This is a genomic window from Streptomyces sp. NPDC002092 (assembly GCF_053593775.1).
On record NZ_JBSFDG010000008.1, the window covers coordinates 56,039 to 75,913 of the forward strand.

Genomic DNA, 19,875 nt, shown 5'->3' on the forward strand with positions numbered 1-19,875 from the left:
GGTGAACGACCGATACGACGCGGGCTACGGCGGCGACCACGAGGACCAGTACGAACTCGTCGGCTACGACGAGTACGGCCGGCCCGTCTACCGGCAGACCGCGCCGGGGCAGGCCGCTCCCCAGCAGCCGTACGACCCGTACGGGCAGCAGCAGGCGTACGGGTACGACCCGTACGCCACCGGCCGCCAGCAGCCGGTCCCCCAGCAGTACGACCCCTACGGCACCGGACAGCAGCCGCCCGTGCCCTCCTACGACCCCTACGGCACCGGCTCGCACCACGGCGGCGCGCCCGGGGCGCCGTACGACCCCTACGGGCAGGCCGCGGCGAGTGGTCAGCAGCCCCGTGTCGTCGCCGAGCAGACCGCCTACATCCCGCAGCAGGCCGGCCCGGCGGAGCCCGCCCCGAGCGAGAAGGCGCCGCCCCGGCCCGAACGGGACTACCACACCGAGCAGTTCGCCTTCGTCGAGGACCCGGACGCCGAGTCCGAGGACGTCATCGACTGGCTGAACTTCACCGAGAACCGCACCGAGCGCCGCGAGGAGGCCAAGCGCCGCGCCCGCAGCCGCATGATCGCCCTCGTCGTCGTCCTGGCCCTGGTCGCGGTCGGCGGCGTCGGCTACCTCTGGTACGCCGGGAAGCTGCCGGGCCTGTCGTCGCCCGGCTCCAAGAAGGGCGGCACCACGACGGCCGCGGGCGCCCAGAACCGCGACGTGATCGTCGTCCACCTGCACAACACCAAGAAGGGCGGCACCTCCACGGCGCTGCTCGTCGACAACACCACCACCAAGCAGGGCACCACCGTCCTGCTGCCCAACTCCCTTGCCCTGACGGACGACAACGGCAACACCTCCACCCTCGCCAAGTCGGTCCAGGACGACGGCTCCTCCGGCACCCGCGACGCCCTCAACACGGTCCTCGGCACCAACATCGAGGGCACCTGGCGGCTGGACACCCCCTACCTGCAGAACCTCGTCGACCTCGTCGGCAGCATCGACGTCGACACCAACGCCGACGTACCCGACCCCGACGCCACGAAGAAGGGCAGCGCGCCCCTCGTCCACCAGGGCAAGGACCAGACCCTCAGCGGCAAGATGGCCGTCGCCTACGCCACCTACCGCGCCTCCGGCGAGGCCCAGAACGCCCAGCTGGAGCGCTTCGGCCAGGTCATGCAGGCCACGCTGCGCAAGCTGTCCTCCGACCCGACGGAGGCGACCACCACCGTGCAGACGCTGGCGCAGATCCTGGACCCCTCCCTGACCGACAAGGACCTCGGCACCTTCCTCGCCAAGCTCGCCGACCTCGCCAAGGGCGGCGACTACAAGACCGCCCTGCTGCCCGTCCAGAACGACGGCACGCTGAGCGAGCAGGCAAGCGCCAGTGTGGTCAAGGACGTCCTCGGCGGTACCGCGAAGAGCCCCGACCAGGGCTCCGGGGTCCGGGTCTCCGTGCAGAACGCCAGCGGTGTGAAGGACAACACAGAGAAGGCCCGCGTGGTCCTCCTCAACGGCGGCTTCACCTTCCTGGAGGGCGGCACCGCCCCGGCCCCCTCGGCCACGTCCAAGGTCGTCTACACCGACGCCGCCGACAAGGAGAACGCCGCCGAGGTCGCCAAGACCCTGGGCCTGCCCGCCGCCTCGGTCACCAGGGGCCAGGCCACCGGCAACGCGAACGTCTCGGTGATCCTCGGCCGGGACTACAAGCCGTCGTCGTCCTAGCCGGCCGGCCGAGCCCCACGTGATCCCATAATCACGTGGGGTGCTGTCGGTGGTCCGTGAGACCCTTGGTCTCAAGTGACCGCCGACCGAAAGCCTCGTAGTGACCGCGACTGACCGCTCCATCGAGCTCATCACCACCGCCGCGCAGGCGGCCGCCGACAAGCTCGCGCACGACATCATCGCCTACGACGTCAGCGACGTCCTGTCGATCACGGACGCCTTCCTGCTGGCCTCCGCACCCAACGACCGCCAGGTCAAGTCGATCGTCGACGAGATCGAGGAGCGGCTCAACAAGGAGCTCGGCGCCAAGCCGGTGCGCCGCGAGGGCGACCGCGAGGCCCGCTGGGTCCTGCTCGACTACGTCGACATCGTCGTCCACGTCCAGCACAGCGAGGAGCGCGTCTTCTACGCCCTGGAGCGGCTGTGGAAGGACTGCCCCGAGCTGGAGCTGCCCGCCGACGCGAAGGCCACCCGCGGCAAGGCCGAGGAGCACGCCAAGCTGCAGGCTGCCGAGGAGGCGGCCGACCTGGGCGGTGAATGGTGATGAGCGCCACCGGTGAGGTGTCCGCGGGCCGGGCGGGCCGCGGCCGCCGCGTCATCCTGTGGCGCCACGGCCAGACCTCCTGGAACGTGGAGCGCCGCTTCCAGGGCAGCACGGACGTCGCACTCACCGAGGCGGGCCTCGCCCAGGCCCGCCGCGCCGCCCGGCTGCTCGTCTCCCTCAAGCCCGACGCGATCGTCGCCTCCGACCTGCAGCGCGCCGCGCACACCGCGGCCGAGCTCGCCGCGCTCACCGGCCTGGACGTCACCCACGAGGAGGGCCTGCGGGAGACCTACGCGGGCGTCTGGCAGGGGCTGACGCACGAGGAGATCATCGAGCGGTACGGCGAGGAGTACGCCGCGTGGAAGCGCGGTGAGCCGGTCCGCCGCGGCGGCGGCGAACTGGAGACCGAGGTGGCCGAGCGCGCCGCCCCCGTGGTGCTGCGGCACGCCGAGAAGCTCCCCGACGACGGCACGCTCGTCGTGGTCAGCCACGGCGGGACGATCCGCACCACCATCGGACGCCTCCTGGGCCTGGAGGCCCGCCACTGGGAGAGCCTGGGCGGCCTCTCCAACTGCTGCTGGTCCGTCCTGGGCGAGGGCGCCCGCGGCTGGCGCCTGCTGGAGCACAACGCCGGCACGCTCCCGGAGCCGGTGCTCGGCGACGACGACTGAGGCCCGGCGGTCCGCACACCCGGATTTCACTTTCCGGCAGGTCGCAGGCTAGAGTTCTACTCGTTCGCCCCGCTCAGCGGGGAGAGCGCAAGGGGCTATAGCTCAGTTGGTAGAGCGCCTGCATGGCATGCAGGAGGTCAGGAGTTCAATTCTCCTTAGCTCCACAGTTCGGTCGACGAAGATCCCGTCCCCACTGGGGGCGGGTTTTTTCGTGTTCCGGCACCGGCTTGAGTCACTTCGGCCCCGCAGGCGTATACCTCTGCGAAGGCGCCGTGTCCGGACTGGTACTGAGGCGTCGCTGACCGTATTGGTCCGGCCGTGGCAGAATCAAACGGCCGGAAGGGGGCGCGGCCCGACGGGAGGGAGCAGTGATGCCTGCGAGCATCCTCGAGGAGGTCGGCCACCTCCTCGAAGCGGCGTCGAAACGGGACACGGTCACCCGTCTGAGCTGCCCTTCCTGCGGTTCCGTCCATGTCGCCCAAGTTCTCGGCGACAACGGCGGAATCTCCTACGTGTGCACGGCCTGCGGCCACAGCTGGAGCTGAGCGATGGGTGCACACAGGCGAAAGTGCGACTGGTGCGGCAGCGGTACGCCGATCGTCCGCGACATGGAGCCGGTCAATCCGGACTACCAGTACTGGTGCGAGGAATGTGCGCGGGCGCTGATCATAAAGGGCGACCCGATCGAGACGTACCGTGAGCTCGAGGGCGAGCCGATCTACGGCCGCCTGCTCGAGGAGCACTGCACGCTCAAGCGGTTCTACTCCTTCGTCACCGCTTGACGCCCTCGGCCCTGCCCGGGGCCGACGGAAACGATTTGGTGTTCCACCCGGTGGACCGTGTAATGTTGGCGTCGCCGCCGGGGGAAACCCCGGAGGACCAAGCAAGGGGCTATAGCTCAGTTGGTAGAGCGCCTGCATGGCATGCAGGAGGTCAGGAGTTCAATTCTCCTTAGCTCCACAATCAAGATCCCGCCGGATCGTTTCGATTCGGCGGGATCTTCGTGTTTTCGGGGGCAGTTGTGCGAGAGGGGGGCCGCCCGGTGCGGGCGGCCCCCCTCCTGACGTCGGCTCAGCGGCCCAGTGCGCGCCGCCCGCGGCCCTGCGAGAGGACCGGCAGGTTGCGGGAGGGCGCCCGGTCCCTGGGCGTCTCCTCCTCGATGCGCAGGGCGAGTGCCGGGCAACGGCGCACCGCGCGCAGGGCCTTGGCCTCCGCGTAGCGCGGCACCTGCGCCTGGGCGACGGTCGGGAAGCCGTCGGCGCCGAGCTCGAACACCTCCGGGAGGATGTCCGCGCACAGACCGTGGCCCCGGCACAGGGTCCAGTCGACGTAGATCTTCTGACGGCTGGGGCCGTTCTCCACGGGCTCGCCGCCGCCCGGGATGCCCGTGGGCAGCTGCCCGCCCTCGAAGAGCGGCAGAACGCCCTCCACGGGCCGTCCGCAGCCGTTTCCGAGGACATGCGCCGCCAGGTCGTCGGTGAACGCCTTGATGGTCGACTCCAGGAACATCGCGGAGCCGTCCGGGTGCGAGCACGCGCCGCGCCGCTTCACGTTCTTGGCGACCTGCTTGAGCGCCTCCAGGGCGGCCGGGCCGCCGCCGTTGAGGATGTCCGCCATGCCGCGCGCGGCGGCCGGCAGACCCAGGTAGCAGGGACCGCACTGGCCCGCGCTCTCCTCGGCCAGCCACTGCGCCACGCGCAGCGACTCGCCCAGCGGACAGGTCTCCTGACTGATCGGCAGGATCGCGCCGGCGCCCAGCGCGCCGCCCACCGCGTCCAGGGAGTTGCGGGAGACGATCGCCTCGTTGACCGTCGCCGCGTCGATCCACTTGCCGTGGTAGCCGCCCGTCAGCACGCCCTGGGGCACCGGCGGGGCGCCGGCGAGCTGGAGGACGTAGCGCAGCGGGACGCCCGTGGGGACCTCGATCACCATGGGGCGGGCGACCGCCCCGGAGACCGTCAGCATGACCGTGCCCGGCTCGTCGTACAGGCCGGTGTTGCCGTAGCGCTCCGGGCCGATGCGGGCGGCGATCGCCAGCTGGGCGAAGGTCTCCGCGTTCGACAGCAGGGTCGGTGCGCCGCCGACGCCGTTCTGGGAGGCGCTGACCTTGCGGCCGGGCGGGATCGCCGGGCCGCCGTCGATGGACCGGATCAGCGAGGCCGCCGCTCCGGTCACCATGCGGATGGGGTTGCGCTGCACGCGCGCGCGTAGAACCGATCGGCGGCCGTTGCTCAGGCCGCGTTCGGCGAGCGCGGCCTCCATCGAGCGCTGTGTCGACTCACGGGTGACCCCCACCACGAGCGTGCGGGCACCCAGCGCCTCGGCGACCAGCAGAGCGCCGTCCAGGATGAGGTGCGGGGCACGGTTGATCAGCACCGTGTCCTTGCGACAGGCCGGCTCGTCCTCGCTTCCGTTGACGACGACGACCGGTCGCACGCCGCGCTTGATCGCCGCTTCGGCGACCGAGCGCAGCTTCTTGTGGAAGGGGAAGCCCGCGCCGCCCCGGCCCTTCAGGTTGATGTTCTCGGCGAGCTTCGCGAGCTGCTCGCCGCCGAGCGGTTCGAGCGGCCCGTGCACCTTGAGGTGCATGGGCAGATCGAGTCTTTCGACAAGGTCGAAGCCAGACGTGAGCTGGGGAAGTCCGACCACGCGGACTTCCGGGACGTCGGGCAGGGCCTCGTTCACCTATAGCCTCCGGAAGGCGTGTTCCAAGGTTCGCCCGAACCCGGTGCGTCGAACGAGGCACCGGGCGCTGGTTCATTGGCGGGACCGCTGTTGTACGTGTCGTTCGGGTTGTACGTGCCGTAGAGGGTGTTTGTCTCACCGGTGTCGTACATGTCACTTCCGCCGTACCCCGCGGCGCCCGGATTGCCATAGGCCGGGATGTTGTATCCGGTGTCCTGCATGGGGTCCCCGCCTGTGCCCGGACTGCCGAAGGCCGGGATGTTGTATCCGGTGTCCTGTAGCGGGTCGTACGCCGACGGGGGTGCCTCGCCGACCGGCGGGGGCGTGGGGACGGGCCAGCTGCCGGAGGTGCTGCCGCCACCGTCCATGCGCGGGATCGACTCCGTGGGCTGCATGTCCATGGGCAGGTCCATGCGGGCGGTCTGGTCGGCCCCATAGGACTGCCGGCCGCGCTGTGGTGTGACCGCACGGTAGGCGGCCGCGAAGCCGTTGGCGGGCTCCGGGGTCATGGTGCGGGCGGCGGGGGCGTCGTAGTAGGGCGCCGCGGGCGTGGTCATCGTGTCGGCGGGGGACGGCTTCGGCGCCCGCGCGTTCTCGTAGCCCGGCAGTGCGGAGGAGGTCTCGCCGATGCGTGCGCGGCTCGCTTCGAGCTCCTCGGCACGGGACGAGCCCGGCTCGTTGCCCAGGAGGGCGGCCAGCCGGTCGGCGACCCGGCGCTTGAACGGACGGGGAGCCGCCCGCAGGGCGAGCGCGGCGGCCACCGCGACCAGGCACAGCTCGTAGGAGATCATGAAGAACGGCTTCGCCGCGCGGCCCGCGAACAGGCCGTGGACCAGCGCCGAGCACCAGGCCGGGTAGGCCAGGGCGTGCATGGCGCGCCAGCGCGCCGCGACCGGCGCCGGGGAGGCGAACTGGTTGCGCAGGGCGCCGGTGATGCCCACGAAGATCATGAGCAGTCCGGCCAGCGAGCCCAGGCCGATGAGACCCGCGCTGCCCTTGACGCCGAGGCTGAAGGGGATCAGCGCGGCGATCAGCACCGTGTGGTCCAGCGCCAGCTTGACGGTGATGTGCACCAGCAGGAACGCGATCGAGCCGACGGCCGTCACCCGGTGGATGCCCTGGGCGATGATCCGCTGGCGGGTGTTCAGGATGAGCCGGTCCTGGGCCACCAGTCCCCAGATCACCGAGCAGGTGAGGCAGACGAGCGAGAGGACGCCCGCACCGAAGTTCAGGAACTGTTGCAGCCACCCGCCTCCGAGCAGCACGACGACGGGTATGAGCAGCAGTACGACAGCCGACGCCACCCCGTAGGCCGACCGGCCCGGCTTGGGGAGCGTGGTGTTACTACGACGAGGGTTCATGGGGGCAACTCCGAAGCAGTTCCGGGAAGGCGGTCCCGCTGCCGAACTCTAAGTGGCTCCATACCGATCGGTACGAGGTTTGAGTTATTGCGTTGTTATCCAAGGACAACGCGCTCGTTGCGATGTCCCGGTAGTGGGTGTTACGCGAAGTAACTTTTGACCTTGGTCCAGCTTTTGTCGGGTGGTGACAGTGGTGCCAAGGAGCCATACGGAAGCGCGTCGCATCGTGCTCAAGCGCTGCGGTACCCTAACGCCATGCGTGCTGTACGCCTTCTGCTTAGCGGGCCGCGCTGATCAGTCCCGACCACCGGGCGAATCGGATGGTCGGAATCGGCGCGGCGTCCCCTCCTGTGCGAGGGGATTTTTCGTTTCTCGAACGACACCGCTGCTGGCAGAGACGATCGATGGAGCTTAAGGATCATGAGCGAGACGAACCCCGCTGCCGCCGCCGAGGCGGCAGCGCCGCACCGCTACACGGCCGCCATGGCGGCCGAGATCGAGGCACGCTGGCAGGACTTCTGGGACGCCGAGGGCACGTACGCGGCGCCGAACCCCAAGGGCGACCTGGCCGGTGACCCCGCGGTCGTCGCCCGGCCCAAGAAGTTCATCATGGACATGTTCCCGTACCCCTCGGGTGCGGGTCTGCACGTCGGCCACCCCCTGGGGTACATCGCCACCGACGTCTTCGCGCGCTTCCAGCGCATGACCGGCCACAACGTCCTGCACACCCTGGGCTTCGACGCCTTCGGCCTGCCCGCCGAGCAGTACGCCGTGCAGACCGGCACGCACCCGCGGGTCTCCACCGAGGCCAACATCGAGAACATGAAGGCCCAGCTGCGCCGGCTGGGTCTGGGCCACGACAAGCGCCGGTCGTTCGCCACGATCGACCCGGACTACTACAAGTGGACCCAGTGGATCTTCCTGCAGATCTTCAACTCCTGGTACGACGACGAGGCGAACAAGGCCCGCCCGATCTCCGAACTGATCGCCCAGTTCGAGACCGGTGAGCGCGCCGTACCGGGACACACGCGCGCGTGGCACGAACTGAGCGCCACGGAGCGTGCCGACGTCCTGAGCGAGTTCCGCCTGGCGTACGCCTCCGACGCGCCGGTCAACTGGTGCCCGGGCCTGGGCACCGTGCTGGCCAACGAGGAGGTCACCGCCGACGGGCGCTCCGAGCGCGGAAACTTCCCGGTCTTCAAGGCCAAGCTGCGCCAGTGGAACATGCGCATCACCGCCTACGCCGACCGGCTGCTGGACGACCTGGAGGCGCTGGACTGGCCCGAGGCCATCAAGCTGCAGCAGCGCAACTGGATCGGCCGCTCCGAGGGCGCCCGCGTCGACTTCCCGATCGACGGCGAGCGCATCACGGTCTTCACCACCCGCCCGGACACCCTGTTCGGCGCGACCTACATGGTGCTGGCCCCCGAGCACCCGCTGGTCGAGAAGTTCACCCCGGCCGCCTGGCCCGAGGGCACGCACGAGGTGTGGACCGGCGGTCACGCGACGCCCGCCGAGGCCGTCGCCGACTATCGCGCCCAGGCCGCCTCGAAGTCCGACGTCGAGCGGCAGGCCGAGGCCAAGGACAAGACCGGCGTCTTCATCGGCGCCTACGCGACCAACCCGGTCAACGGCGAGCAGGTCCCCGTCTTCATCGCCGACTACGTCCTGATGGGCTACGGCACCGGCGCGATCATGGCCGTACCTGCGCACGACAGCCGTGACTTCGAGTTCGCGCGCGCCTTCGAGCTGCCGATCAACTGCGTCGTCGAGCCGACCGACGGCCGCGGCACGGACACGTCCACCTGGGACGAGGCCTTCGTCTCCTACGACGCGAAGATCGTCAACTCCGTCGGCGAGGGCGTTTCCCTGGACGGCCTGGGCGTCGTCGAGGCCAAGGCGCGCATCACGGAGTGGCTGGCGCGCAAGGGCATCGGCGAGGGCACCGTCAACTTCCGGCTGCGCGACTGGCTGTTCAGCCGCCAGCGCTACTGGGGCGAGCCCTTCCCGATCGTCTACGACGAGGACGGCGTCGCCCACGCACTGCCCGAGTCGATGCTGCCGCTGGAGCTGCCGGAGGTCGAGGACTACTCGCCGCGCACCTTCGACCCGGACGACGCGAACACGTCCCCGGAGACGCCGCTGTCCCGCAACGAGGACTGGGTCAACGTCACGCTGGACCTGGGCGACGGCCCGAAGCGGTACCGCCGCGAGACCAACACCATGCCCAACTGGGCCGGTTCCTGCTGGTACGAGCTGCGCTACCTGGACCCGCACAACAGCGAGCAGCTGGTCGACCCGGAGATCGAGCAGTACTGGATGGGCCCGCGCGAGGGCCGGCCGCACGGCGGCGTCGACCTGTACGTCGGCGGCGCCGAGCACGCCGTGCTGCACCTGCTGTACGCCCGCTTCTGGTCCAAGGTCCTGTTCGACCTGGGGCACGTCTCCTCCGCGGAGCCGTTCCACAAGCTGTTCAACCAGGGCATGATCCAGGCCTACGTCTACCGCGACAGCCGCGGCATCGCGGTGCCGGCCGCCGAGGTGGAGGAGCGCGACGGCGCGTACTACTACCAGGGCGAGAAGGTCTCCCGGCTGCTGGGCAAGATGGGCAAGTCCCTGAAGAACGCGGTCACTCCGGACGAGATCGCCGCCGAGTACGGCGCCGACACGCTGCGCCTGTACGAGATGGCGATGGGCCCGCTGGATGTTTCGCGCCCGTGGGACACGCGCGCGGTGGTGGGCCAGTTCCGGCTGCTGCAGCGGCTGTGGCGCAACGTCGTCGACGAGACGACCGGCGAGGTCACCGTCGTCGACGTCGAGGACGCCGACATCGACGTGGAGACGCTGCGCGCCCTGCACAAGGCGATCGACGGTGTGCGCCAGGACCTGGAGGGCCTGCGCTTCAACACCGCCATCGCCAAGATCACCGAGCTGAACAACCACCTGACCAAGGCGGGCGGCGCGGTGCCGCGCTCCGTCGCCGAGGCCCTGGTGCTGCTGGTCGCGCCGCTGGCCCCGCACATCGCCGAGGAGCTGTGGCGCAAGCTGGGCCACACCGACTCGGTGGTCCACCAGGACCTGCCGGTCGCCGACCCGGCGTACGTCGTCGACGAGTCCGTGACCTGCGTGGTGCAGATCAAGGGCAAGGTCAAGGCGCGGCTGGAGGTCTCACCGGCCATCTCCGAGGAGGAGCTGGAGAAGGTCGCGCTGGCCGACGAGAAGGTCGTCGCCGCGCTGGACGGCGCCGGGATCCGCAAGGTGATCGTGCGGGCGCCGAAGCTGGTCAACATCGTTCCGGCGTAGGCGCCGCGGACGGCCGGGGCGTGAGCGCCTCGGGGTAGTCCCCTACGGGCAGGTTCGGGGTTCTTCTGGAACTCCGGGCCTGCCCGCCTCGTTTACCGTGGAAGAGCGACGCGGGGTGTGTCGCGGCCGTCGGAGGAGGAGCGGTGGAAGCAGTGATCGCAGTGTTCGCCCTGCTCTTCGTGCTCTTCCTGGGGCTCGGCGCCTATGCCACGGTGAAGGCCGTCGGCGCCGCCAAGCGCAGCGTGGACCGCACGATCACCCAGGCCCGCCGCACCGTCGAGGACCACACCCTGCGGGCCAAGTCCTTCGCCCAGCCCGGAGCGGCGGGCGAGCTGGCCCAACTGCGGCTGAAGCTGCGCACGTCGATGCGCGCCACGCAGGAGGCCCTGCACGCGGGCGCGGCCGAGGACGAGTCCCTCAAGGAATCCCTCGGCCTCTTCGAGCGCCTCAGCGCGCACGGGCACGAACTGGACGGCGCCCTCAAGCGCCTGGAGGCCGAGCCGGACCGCACGACGCTCGCCGAGCGGCTGCCCGCCCTGCGGGAGCGCACCGAGCGCATCGTCCAGTCAGCGGACGCACTGCGCTGGGCGGCCCGCGACCGGGCCCGCCGCTTCGCCGACGACGACCTGGACTCGCTGAGCGCCCAGATAGACGTCGAGGCGGGAGCCCTGCGGCACTGGACGAAGGCGGAGCCGGCGCCGCCCCCGCCACCGTGGCCCGAGACCCCCGCCGCCGACACCGAGGCATCCCGGCAGACCTGGCCCGACGGGTCCCGGTCCAGCACCGCCGAGGAGGCGGCGCGGCCCGCCATCACCCCGCCCGGACGGCGCCCCGCCTACCCCTGGCAGAAGAAACCCCGCCCCGAGAGCACTACTTGATCCGGTCAAGGGCAGACCAGGTGAGAGGGGCCGGGCTGCCGTCCGGGCGCTACGGCAGGTAACCTCCAGCTCATGTCCCGCCATGTCGCGATCGTCACCGATTCAACGGCCTACCTGCCGCCGCGGACGATGGAGCGCCACGGCATCACAGCGGTGCCCCTGACCGTGGTCCTCGGCGACCAGGCACTGGACGAGGGCACCGAGATCTCGACGCGCTCCCTGGCCCAGGCACTGCAGAAGCGGCGCCCCGTCACCACCTCGCGCCCCAGCCCCCAGCTCTTCGCCGAGACCTATCGCAAGGTCGCCGAGTCCGGCGCCACCGGCATCGTCTCCCTCCACCTCTCCGCCGAACTGTCCGGCACGTACGACGCGGCGGTCCTCGCGGCGCGTGAGGCGCCGGTGCCGGTGCGGGTGGTGGACACCGGGGCGGTCGCGATGGCGCTCGGGTTCTGCACGCTCGCCGCAGCCGAGGCGGCGGAGGCGGGCGGCACGGTGGACGAGGCCGTCACGGCCGCGGAGAAGCGGGCCTCGGGCACATCCGCCTACTTCTACGTCGACACCCTCGACTATCTGCGCCGCGGCGGCCGGATCGGCGCCGCGCAGGCGCTGCTGGGCTCGGCGCTCGCCGTGAAGCCGTTGCTGCAGCTGGACGGCGGCCGTATCGAACTCCTGGAGAAGGTCCGGACGGCGTCCAGGGCGATCGCCCGCCTCGAGGAGATCGCGGCCGACCGCGCCGGCAGCGCCCAGGTCGACATCGCCGTCCACCATCTCGCCGCCCCCGAGCGGGCGTCGGCCCTCGCGGACCGGCTCAGGGCGCGGGTGTCCGGGCTGGCCGATCTGCATGTGAGTGAGGTCGGGGCGGTGATCGGGGCGCACACCGGGCCCGGGCTGCTGGGGGTCGTGGTCTCGCCGCGGTGACGGCTCGGCGCCCCTGCGCTCTCACCCGTGTGAGGGACGAAGTTATCCACAACTGGTGGGTAATCCCCGGGAATTGAGCAAGATCATCGCGAGGGTGGCGGAGTGCCCCATCGTCGTGGCATGGCACTTCGATCACGTTCACGCACAGCGACCGCGACCAGTGGTCCGGGGCGCAGCCCCGCATCCGACGGCCGGCTCCGTCATCGTCGCCCCCTGGCCCGCAGCCGGGTCCGGCATCGGCACCGGCATGCGCCGGCGGAGGACCTCCGACGGCGTGCGGAGGTGCTCTTCCCCGAACGGGCGGGGGAATGGCGGGAGTCGGGGGCAGGCCCGCCGCTCGCGACCGTCGAGGAGAGCAACGATCCCGTGGGCGGGGTGACCGCTGAGAGCCCGGACGATCACCGGTCCGCAGAGGCCTGGCGCATGCGGGCGGGGCTTGCGCTGCGGGAGCGGATGCCGCTGTGGCTGCAGGCGAGGTGCGGTCTGGAGCGGCGGAGCGTGGTCGCGCTCTCGGTGCTGCTCGTCGTTGCCGCGGTGTTCGCCGTCCAGCACTTCTGGGCCGGGCGGACACAGTCCGTGCGGGCGCCCGAGGTGGTGCGGGCGGCGGCTCCCTTCGCCGAACGGAAGGGGAACGGGCGGCCAGGTCCGGAGGCTTCGCGCGGGGCGCCGAGTGCCGCAGGCACGGCCGGGGCCGAGATCGTCGTGGACGTCAGCGGCAAGGTCCGCGAGCCCGGGATCCATCGCCTGCCCGCCGGTTCACGCGTGGCCGACGCGTTGCGCGCGGCCGGTGGGGTGCGTCCCGGCACGAGCACCGACGGGCTGAACCGGGCCCGTTTCCTCGTGGACGGGGAGCAGGTGATGGTCGGCGGTCCCGCCGCCCCGGCGCCCGCTGCGGCTCCCGGTGTCCCGGCCGGTTCGGCGGCGGGCGCCGCACCCGCCGCTCCGGTCCCGCTGAACACTGCCACCCTGGAGCAGCTCGAGACCCTGCCGGGCGTCGGACCCGTACTGGCCCAGAACATCGTCGACTACCGCACGCAACACGGGGGCTTCCGCTCGGTGGACCAGCTGCGCGAGGTCAACGGCATCGGTGACCGCCGCTTCGCCGATCTCCGGAATCTCGTACGGCCATGAGGCGCGCTCCCGATCCTCAGGCCGGACGCGCGGCCGTCCACGCCGCCTCCTCAGGACGGCTGGGAGCCGCTCACCCCCGACAGGAAGGGCCGACAGACCTGCGCCTCGTACCGCCCGCACTCGTGGTCTGGGCGACGGCTGCGGTGATGCTGGACGCGACGGCGGCGTGGGTGATGAGCACGGCGGTGGTGTGCCTCCTCGCGGCCGGTGCGCTGCTGCTCGTGCGGAGACGGGCAGCGGGCGGCGGAGGAAGCCGCGGTGGGCAGGGTCAGGGCGGTTACGGCGACGGTGGCGGCGCCTGGGGTGGAAACTCCGGCGGTAGCCGGCAGCGTGGCGGTGCTCCCGCCGGTGACCTGTGGGCGACCGGCGCTCCCGCCGGTGCCAGCCAGGGCCGCGGTCCCATGCCCGAGCAGTCGGCGCCGTTGCCTGTGCCCGCGGTCCGGGCTTCGCAGGCGGGGGGTCGACCGGAGCGTGCAGCGTGGCCGCGGGTCTCCGTCGCCGCCGTGCTGCTCTGCGTCGCCGCGGCCGCCGTGTCCGCGGGGCTGCACGGTGCCGACGTCCGGCGTGGCCCCGTGCCGGATCTGGCGCGGCGGTACGCCACCGTGACCGCCGAGGTCGAGGTCGGCTCCGACCCACGGCTCAGCCGGCCCCGGATCAGCGGGGACCATGTCGCCCCGGCCTCCGTGCTGATCGAGGGCGAGGTGCGGCGGGTGGAGGGGGCGGGCGGGACCGCGGCGGTGACGCGGGCGCCCGTGCTGGTCGTCGTCGACGCGGGGTCACGTGGTGCCGGAGGGGCGGGGCCACCTCGGTCGCCGTGGCTCGAGCTGTTGCCCTCCACGCGGGTGCGGGTCGTCGCGCGGTTGGCACCCGCGGCGGTCGAGGGCGACCGGGTCGCGGCCGTGCTGCGGGTGCGGGGGAAGACCGCGCCGGAGGTGGTTTGCGGTCCGTCGGGGGTGCAGCGGTTCGCGGGGCGGTTGCGGGCCGGGCTGCGGAAGGCGACCGAGGGGCTCCCGGCGGATGCCAGGGCGCTGCTGCCCGGCCTGGTCGTGGGGGACACCTCGCGCATCACCCCGGAGCTGGACGAGGCGTTCAAGGAGACCGACCTCGCCCACACGCTCGCCGTGTCCGGAAGCAACCTCACGATCATCCTCGCCCTGCTCATCGGGCCGGCCGGAACGGCTCAACTGGTGGAGCGCCGCGGACTCGCACCCAGGCTCGGGATCCCGCTCAGGACGACCGCGCTGCTCGGAGGCGCCCTCACACTCGCCTTCGTGATCGTGTGCAGACCGGATCCGAGTGTGCTGCGGGCCGCGGCCTGCGGTGCCGTCGTCCTGCTGGCCCTGGCCACCGGACGCCGCAGATCGCTCATCCCGGCGCTGGCGACGGCGGTCCTGCTCCTCGTGCTGTACGACCCCTGGCTGGCCCGGAGTTACGGCTTCCTGCTCTCGGTACTGGCGACCGGCGCCCTGCTCACGCTCGCGCCCCGCTGGAGCGAGGCACTGCGCCGGCGCCGGGTCCCGCCGAGGCTCGCCGAGGGGCTGGCCGCAGCGGCCGCGGCGCAGGTGTTGTGCGCGCCCGTCGTCGCCGTGCTGTCGGCGCGGGTGAGCCTGGTGGCGGTGCCGTGCAATCTGCTCGCCGAGATCGCGGTGGCGCCCGCCACCGTGCTGGGCTTCGCGGCGCTGGCGACGGCGCCCGTGCTGATGCCGGTGGCCAAGGCGCTGGCCTGGTGCGCGAGTTGGCCGACGGGCTGGATCGCGGGCATCGCCCGGACGGGAGCCGCCCTGCCCGGCGGGGGAGTGGACTGGCCGGGCACTTGGAGCGGGGCGGCGCTGCTCGCCCTGGTCACGGTGACCGCGCTGCTGATCGGCCGAAGGCTGCTGAGACACCCGTGGTGGTGCGCTGCCTGCGGGGTGCTGCTCGTGCTCGTCGTCGTGCAGCCGCCACCGCTGACCAGAGTGATCACGGGATGGCCGCCGCCCGGGTGGCGGTTCGCCATGTGCGATGTGGGGCAGGGCGATGCGACGGTCCTCGCGGCGGGGGACGGCAGCGGCGTGGTCGTGGACGCCGGGCCCGATCCCACGCTCGTCGACCACTGCCTGCGCACCCTCGGCATCACCAGGATCCCCCTGGTCGTCCTCACCCACTTCCACGCCGACCACGTGGCCGGGCTGCCCGGTGTGCTGCGCGGACGTCCGGTGGGCGCGATCGAGACGACGGACTTCGAAGAACCCGCGGACCAGGCGCGGTTCGTACGGAAGGAGGCGGCGGCACGGCACATCCCGCTCACCCACGCCGTGGCCGGGGAGCAGCGCCGGACCGGCTCGCTCTCCTGGCAGGTGCTGTGGCCCCCGCCCCGCCCGGCACCGGACCCGGACGGCCCGAACGACGCCAGTGTCGCCCTGCTCGCCAGGTCGGGCGGACTGCGGCTGCTGCTGCTCGGGGATCTCGAACCGCCCGCCCAGCAGGCGCTGTTGAGATCGCCGCAGGGCGCGCTGCTCGGCGGTGTGGACGTGCTCAAGGTGGCCCATCACGGTTCGGCGTACCAGGACCCGGAGCTGATGCGCAGGGTGGCGCCGCGGATCGCGTTGATCAGCTGCGGGGAGCACAACATGTACGGCCATCCGGCCCCCAGCACGGTCGCGGCTCTGCAGGCCGAGGGCGCGGTGGTGCTGCGGACGGACCGGGACGGGGCCCTCGCGGTCGCGGGGGAAGGCAGGGAGCTGGGGGTGGCGCGAGACTGAGGACATGAATGCAGCACAGGTCGATGCCTACCTCCGCCACCTGGGAGCCGAACGCCCGAAGCCGGCCGCCGGCGCCACCGCCGACGTGCTGCGCGAGCTGCACCTGCGCCACCTGCGGACAGTGCCCTTCGAGAACCTCTCGATCCACCTCGGCGAGGAGATCGTGCTGGAGGAGGAGCGGCTGCTGGACAAGGTGGTGGGGGCACGGCGGGGCGGGTTCTGCTACGAACTCAACGGCGCGTTCGGGGCCTTGCTGGGCGCGCTGGGGTTCGAGGTCACGCTGCTCGCGGCGCGGGTGCACGGGGACGAGGGGCGGCTCGGGATCCCGTACGACCATCTCGCGCTGCGGGTTCGGGCGTCGGACGGGAGCGAGTGGCTGGCGGACGTGGGCTTCGGGGCGCACAGCCACTACCCGCTGGCGTTCGGGGACAGGGGGGAGCAGAAGGATCCCGGCGGCAGCTTCCGGATCGTCGAGGCGGGACCGGACCTGGACGTGGTCGTGAACGGCAGGCCGCAGTACCGGCTGGAGGTGCGGCCCCGTGAGCTCGGCGACTTCGTGGCCGGGGCGTGGTGGCACAGCACCTCGCCGGCGTCGCACTTCGTGCAGTCGCTGGTGTGCTCAAGGGTGACGGAGGACGGAGGGAGGATCACGCTCAGCGGGCGCACGTTCAAGGACACGGGTGCCGACGGGGCGCGTCAGGAGCGGGAGTTGGGCACGGACGAGGAGGTGCTCGCGGCGTACCGGGAGCGGTTCGGGATCGAACTCGCCCGTGTGCCGACTGTGCGAAATCCCCTCGCGGTGACTGATTGAGGTCACATGGCGTCACATGGGCCCAGAGGGGGGTCAGTCGTTGCTACTCGTGCGTAGACACTGCGTGTTGCCTCGAAAGCCGCATCGGTGATCGAATGTCTCTTCGGCAACAGAAGATGTCGAGGCGCACAGGGGTGGCGTGGATGTTCGGCCGCTGGCTGGGAAACCGAACGAACAGGGTGCAACGGACGAGTCCCCTGGCGGCGGTGCAGATCCCGCCGAGTGCCGGGGTGCTGAGCTGCCGGGTGCTGGATCCGGTCCACGAGCCCGTGAAGCACGCGGAGTTCGCGGTCAGCGACGCCATGGGGCGCAAGGTGGTCGGCGGGGAGACGGATCCCTACGGGGCGTTCGTGACCACGGTGCCCGCCGGGGAGTACCGGCTCGCGGTGTCCGCCGAGGGATACACGCCCTACCGGGCCAGCGCGACCGTCGGGGAGAACGCGCTCGCCTCGCTGGGGGATGTGACGCTTCAGGTCGCGAGGCCGCCGGAGCTGCCGCCGGCGGGCGACTGGGAGATCGAGCCCACGCATTCCTCGATCGGGTTCACCGCGCGGCACATCGGGCTGGCCCGGATCCACGGCCGGTTCAACTCCTTCGCCGGAGCCGTCCGGATCACCGAGCCGGTGGAGCAGTCGGCGATGCATGTGGTGATCGACGCGGCGTCCATCGACACGAACGTCCGGATGCGGGACGAGCATCTGCGCTCCGGTGACTTCCTGGACGTAGCGCGCTTTCCGACGCTGGAGTTCTACAGCGAGCGGTTCGTGCACAAGGGCGGGAACCGGTGGGCGGTCACGGGTGCGCTGTCGTTGCACGGTGTGACGCGTACGGTCACGCTCGACACCGAGTACCTCGGGCTCGGCAACGGCATGGAGGGCGAGGTGCGGGCGGCCTGCCGGGCCACCACGGAACTGCACCGGGACGACTTCACCGTGAGCTGGCAGACCATGCTGGCGCGGGGGATCGCGGTGGTGGGGCCGAGCATCCGGGTCGACCTCGACGTGCAGATCGTGCGCAAAGGGTGACCCGCCGGCGCCCGTCGCGGGTGCCGGACAATGGCTGCCGTGAGCGATGTGAGACATGTGCTGGTGCTGCCCGACCGTGATGCCGCGGAGGCGGTGGCCGAGGCGCTCGGGGAGCGGTTCGGGGTGGCCGAGGAACCGCAGCTCGTACGGGACGCCCTGGCCGGTGAGGACGACGCGGAGGACGCCCAGTGGCTGGTCGTCCTGCGCGACGAGGACGGGCGGCTGGACCCCGGGGAGCTTGATGCGTTCGCGGGGGAGTGGGACGGGTGGCGGGAGGAGCCGTAGCGCTCCGCCGAGGGCGCCATGGAACTGAAGGGTGAGCGTCGGGTCCGACGTGGCTGGTCGCGCCCACGCGGCGGAGCCGCACATCTTTACGCCCCGCGCCCCTTCGGGGAACGGTCGTGGCGACCGCGTTGTCAGTGTGGCGTGCCATGCTTGTCGCGATGGCCAGGAAGACTGCTGAAGACGACCCTCTCGCCCCGGTGACGCTTGCCGTGGGCCAGGAGGACCTCCTGCTCGACCGTGCCGTGCAGGAGGTGGTGGCCGCCGCCAGGGCCGCCGACGCCGACACGGACGTACGTGACCTGACACCGGAGCAGGTGCAGCCCGGCACGCTCGCCGAGCTGACCAGCCCCTCGCTCTTCGCCGAGCGCAAGGTCGTGGTCGTACGCAATGCCCAGGATCTTTCCGCCGACACGGTCAAGGACGTGAAGGCCTATCTCGGGGCGCCCGCCGAGGAGATCACCCTCGTGCTGGTGCATGCGGGCGGGGCCAAGGGCAAGGCCCTTCTCGACGCCGCGCGCAAGGTCGGGGCGCGGGAGGTGGCGTGTCCGAAGATGACCAAGCCGGCGGATCGGCTGGCCTTCGTGCGCGGGGAGTTCAGGGCGGCCGGGCGATCTGCCACGCCCGAGGCCTGCCAGTCGCTCGTCGACGCCATCGGGAGCGATCTGCGGGAGCTGGCCTCCGGCGTCTCCCAGCTGGTCGCCGACGTCGAGGGGACCATCGACGAGGCCGTCGTCGGGCGCTACTACAAGGGGCGGGCCGAGGCGTCGAGCTTCACGGTTGCCGACCGGGCCGTGGAGGGACGGGCTGCCGAGGCACTGGAGGCGCTCAGGTGGTCCCTGGCCACCGGGGTGGCACCCGTGATGATCACCAGTGCGCTGGCGCAGGGCGTGCGGGCGATCGGGAAGCTCTCGTCCGCGCGTGGGGGGCGGCCGGCCGACCTGGCGCGTGAGCTGGGGATGCCGCCGTGGAAGATCGACCGGGTGCGACAGCAGATGCGGGGGTGGACGCCGGACGGGGTTGCGGTCGCCCTGCGGGCCGTCGCCGAGGCGGATGCGGGAGTGAAGGGGGGCGGGGACGATCCCGAGTACGCGCTGGAGAAGGCGGTCGTGGTGATCGCCCGCGCCGCCCGGTCCCGGGGGCGGGCGTAGGGCCCGCCGTCGAGAAGTACGGCCAAGAATGCCGAAGGCCCCGGCATCCCGCCCTGGGGAAGGGCTGGGTGCCGGGGCCTTCGGCTCAAGCTGTCGGATCCGCGCCCGCGTGGCGAACGCAGGCCGCGCGCGGATCCTTGGTGCCGGTCGGGGGCGGATGAGAGAGGGCCCGCTCTGGGTCCTTCCGGCGGTTCGGTCCCGTGGGACCGGTCAGATCAGTAAGAGGTTCAGCCCTTGATGGAGGCGACCTTGGAAGCAAGCGCCGACTTCTTGTTGGCGGCCTGGTTCTTGTGGATGACGCCCTTCGAGACGGCCTTGTCGAGCTGACGCGCAGCAGCGCGCTGGTACTCGGTGGCCTTCTCGACGTCACCCGCGGCAGCGGCCTCGCGGGCCTTGCGGATCGCGGTCTTCAGGGAGGACTTGACGGCCTTGTTGCGCTGCCGGGCCTTCTCGTTGGTCTTGATCCGCTTGATCTGGGACTTGATGTTCGCCACTGATTGAGCCTTTTCAGGTTCAGGCACAGGGCCAGGAGTACTCCGTGCAGGAGATGCAGGAGATACCGGGTCCCGTACCAGGTGATTTCTTGGGAGTTGTGCCTCGCGCTGAGAGGGCATGAGACACAGCCACCCAGAGTACCAGTGGCGGTCCCGGCGGCCC

The 19,875-nt window shown here is 71.4% G+C and carries 17 protein-coding genes and 2 tRNA genes; 16 read left to right on the forward strand and 3 right to left on the reverse strand.

Features of this window, described 5'->3' with window-relative positions:
• The first annotated feature begins 1 nt into the window (after position 1).
• From ACWCRD_RS19545 to ACWCRD_RS19575, 7 genes are all read left to right on the forward strand, one after another.
• Complete coding sequence (locus ACWCRD_RS19545) at positions 2 to 1,717, forward strand: LytR C-terminal domain-containing protein (protein WP_450967064.1); 1,716 nt, start codon at positions 2 to 4, stop codon at positions 1,715 to 1,717.
• Between the two features lie 100 nt (positions 1,718 to 1,817).
• Positions 1,818 to 2,261 (forward strand): ribosome silencing factor, encoded by a 444-nt coding sequence (gene rsfS / locus ACWCRD_RS19550; RefSeq protein ID WP_450967065.1) that lies wholly within the window; start codon positions 1,818 to 1,820, stop codon positions 2,259 to 2,261.
• A complete protein-coding gene (locus tag ACWCRD_RS19555; protein ID WP_450967066.1) occupies positions 2,261 to 2,932 on the forward strand; it encodes a histidine phosphatase family protein in 672 nt (223 codons plus the stop codon). Before rsfS ends, ACWCRD_RS19555 begins: the two co-directional genes overlap by 1 nt.
• Before the next feature lie 91 nt (positions 2,933 to 3,023).
• Positions 3,024 to 3,096 (forward strand) — tRNA-Ala (locus ACWCRD_RS19560).
• A gap of 207 nt (positions 3,097 to 3,303) precedes the next feature.
• Complete coding sequence (locus tag ACWCRD_RS19565) at positions 3,304 to 3,477, forward strand: hypothetical protein (RefSeq protein ID WP_450967067.1); 174 nt, start codon at positions 3,304 to 3,306, stop codon at positions 3,475 to 3,477.
• A gap of 3 nt (positions 3,478 to 3,480) precedes the next feature.
• Entirely contained in the window at positions 3,481 to 3,714 is a 234-nt protein-coding gene (locus tag ACWCRD_RS19570; protein ID WP_003976229.1) for a hypothetical protein, read from the forward strand.
• Between the two features lie 105 nt (positions 3,715 to 3,819).
• A tRNA-Ala gene (locus ACWCRD_RS19575) sits at positions 3,820 to 3,892 on the forward strand.
• Between the two features lie 111 nt (positions 3,893 to 4,003).
• Here the strand turns inward: ACWCRD_RS19575 and ACWCRD_RS19580 are convergent.
• Both ACWCRD_RS19580 and ACWCRD_RS19585 read right to left on the reverse strand, forming a co-directional pair.
• A complete protein-coding gene (locus ACWCRD_RS19580; protein WP_450697984.1) occupies positions 4,004 to 5,617 on the reverse strand; it encodes an NADH-ubiquinone oxidoreductase-F iron-sulfur binding region domain-containing protein in 1,614 nt (537 codons plus the stop codon).
• Positions 5,614 to 6,978, reverse strand: coding sequence for a cytochrome b/b6 domain-containing protein (locus ACWCRD_RS19585; protein ID WP_450967068.1), 1,365 nt, complete (start codon positions 6,976 to 6,978; stop codon positions 5,614 to 5,616). Before ACWCRD_RS19585 ends, ACWCRD_RS19580 begins: the two co-directional genes overlap by 4 nt.
• Positions 6,979 to 7,398: 420 nt before the next feature.
• Between ACWCRD_RS19585 and leuS the strand changes: the two genes are divergently transcribed.
• The 9 genes from leuS to holA all read left to right on the forward strand — a co-directional run bounded on the left by leuS (position 7,399) and on the right by holA (position 19,218).
• A complete protein-coding gene (gene leuS, locus ACWCRD_RS19590) occupies positions 7,399 to 10,281 on the forward strand; it encodes a leucine--tRNA ligase (RefSeq protein ID WP_450967069.1) in 2,883 nt (960 codons plus the stop codon).
• A gap of 143 nt (positions 10,282 to 10,424) precedes the next feature.
• On the forward strand, positions 10,425 to 11,159 hold the full coding sequence (locus ACWCRD_RS19595) for a hypothetical protein (protein ID WP_450967070.1): 735 nt from the start codon (positions 10,425 to 10,427) through the stop codon (positions 11,157 to 11,159).
• Positions 11,160 to 11,231: 72 nt separating this feature from the next.
• A complete protein-coding gene (locus tag ACWCRD_RS19600) occupies positions 11,232 to 12,077 on the forward strand; it encodes a DegV family protein (RefSeq protein WP_450967071.1) in 846 nt (281 codons plus the stop codon).
• A gap of 120 nt (positions 12,078 to 12,197) precedes the next feature.
• Entirely contained in the window at positions 12,198 to 13,208 is a 1,011-nt protein-coding gene (locus ACWCRD_RS19605) for a helix-hairpin-helix domain-containing protein (protein WP_450967072.1), read from the forward strand.
• A complete protein-coding gene (locus tag ACWCRD_RS19610; protein ID WP_450967073.1) occupies positions 13,205 to 15,949 on the forward strand; it encodes a ComEC/Rec2 family competence protein in 2,745 nt (914 codons plus the stop codon). The genes ACWCRD_RS19605 and ACWCRD_RS19610 overlap by 4 nt, the downstream gene beginning before the upstream one ends.
• A gap of 4 nt (positions 15,950 to 15,953) precedes the next feature.
• Positions 15,954 to 16,760, forward strand: a complete 807-nt coding sequence (locus ACWCRD_RS19615; protein WP_450967074.1) for an arylamine N-acetyltransferase family protein — start codon at positions 15,954 to 15,956, stop codon at positions 16,758 to 16,760.
• A 143-nt stretch (positions 16,761 to 16,903) separates the two neighbouring features.
• Positions 16,904 to 17,785: a YceI family protein gene (locus tag ACWCRD_RS19620; RefSeq protein ID WP_450967358.1), complete on the forward strand. Its 882-nt coding sequence runs from the start codon at positions 16,904 to 16,906 to the stop codon at positions 17,783 to 17,785.
• 39 nt (positions 17,786 to 17,824) lie between these two features.
• Positions 17,825 to 18,070: a hypothetical protein gene (locus ACWCRD_RS19625; protein WP_344402449.1), complete on the forward strand. Its 246-nt coding sequence runs from the start codon at positions 17,825 to 17,827 to the stop codon at positions 18,068 to 18,070.
• Between the two features lie 158 nt (positions 18,071 to 18,228).
• A complete protein-coding gene (gene holA, locus ACWCRD_RS19630; protein ID WP_450967075.1) occupies positions 18,229 to 19,218 on the forward strand; it encodes a DNA polymerase III subunit delta in 990 nt (329 codons plus the stop codon).
• 227 nt (positions 19,219 to 19,445) lie between these two features.
• On the opposite strand, the gene rpsT is transcribed toward holA, so the two are convergent.
• Positions 19,446 to 19,712 carry a 30S ribosomal protein S20 gene (rpsT, locus tag ACWCRD_RS19635; protein ID WP_030934199.1) on the reverse strand — a complete coding sequence of 89 codons (267 nt, stop codon included), beginning with the start codon at positions 19,710 to 19,712 and terminating at the stop codon, positions 19,446 to 19,448.
• Between the last annotated feature and the right edge of the window lie 163 nt (positions 19,713 to 19,875).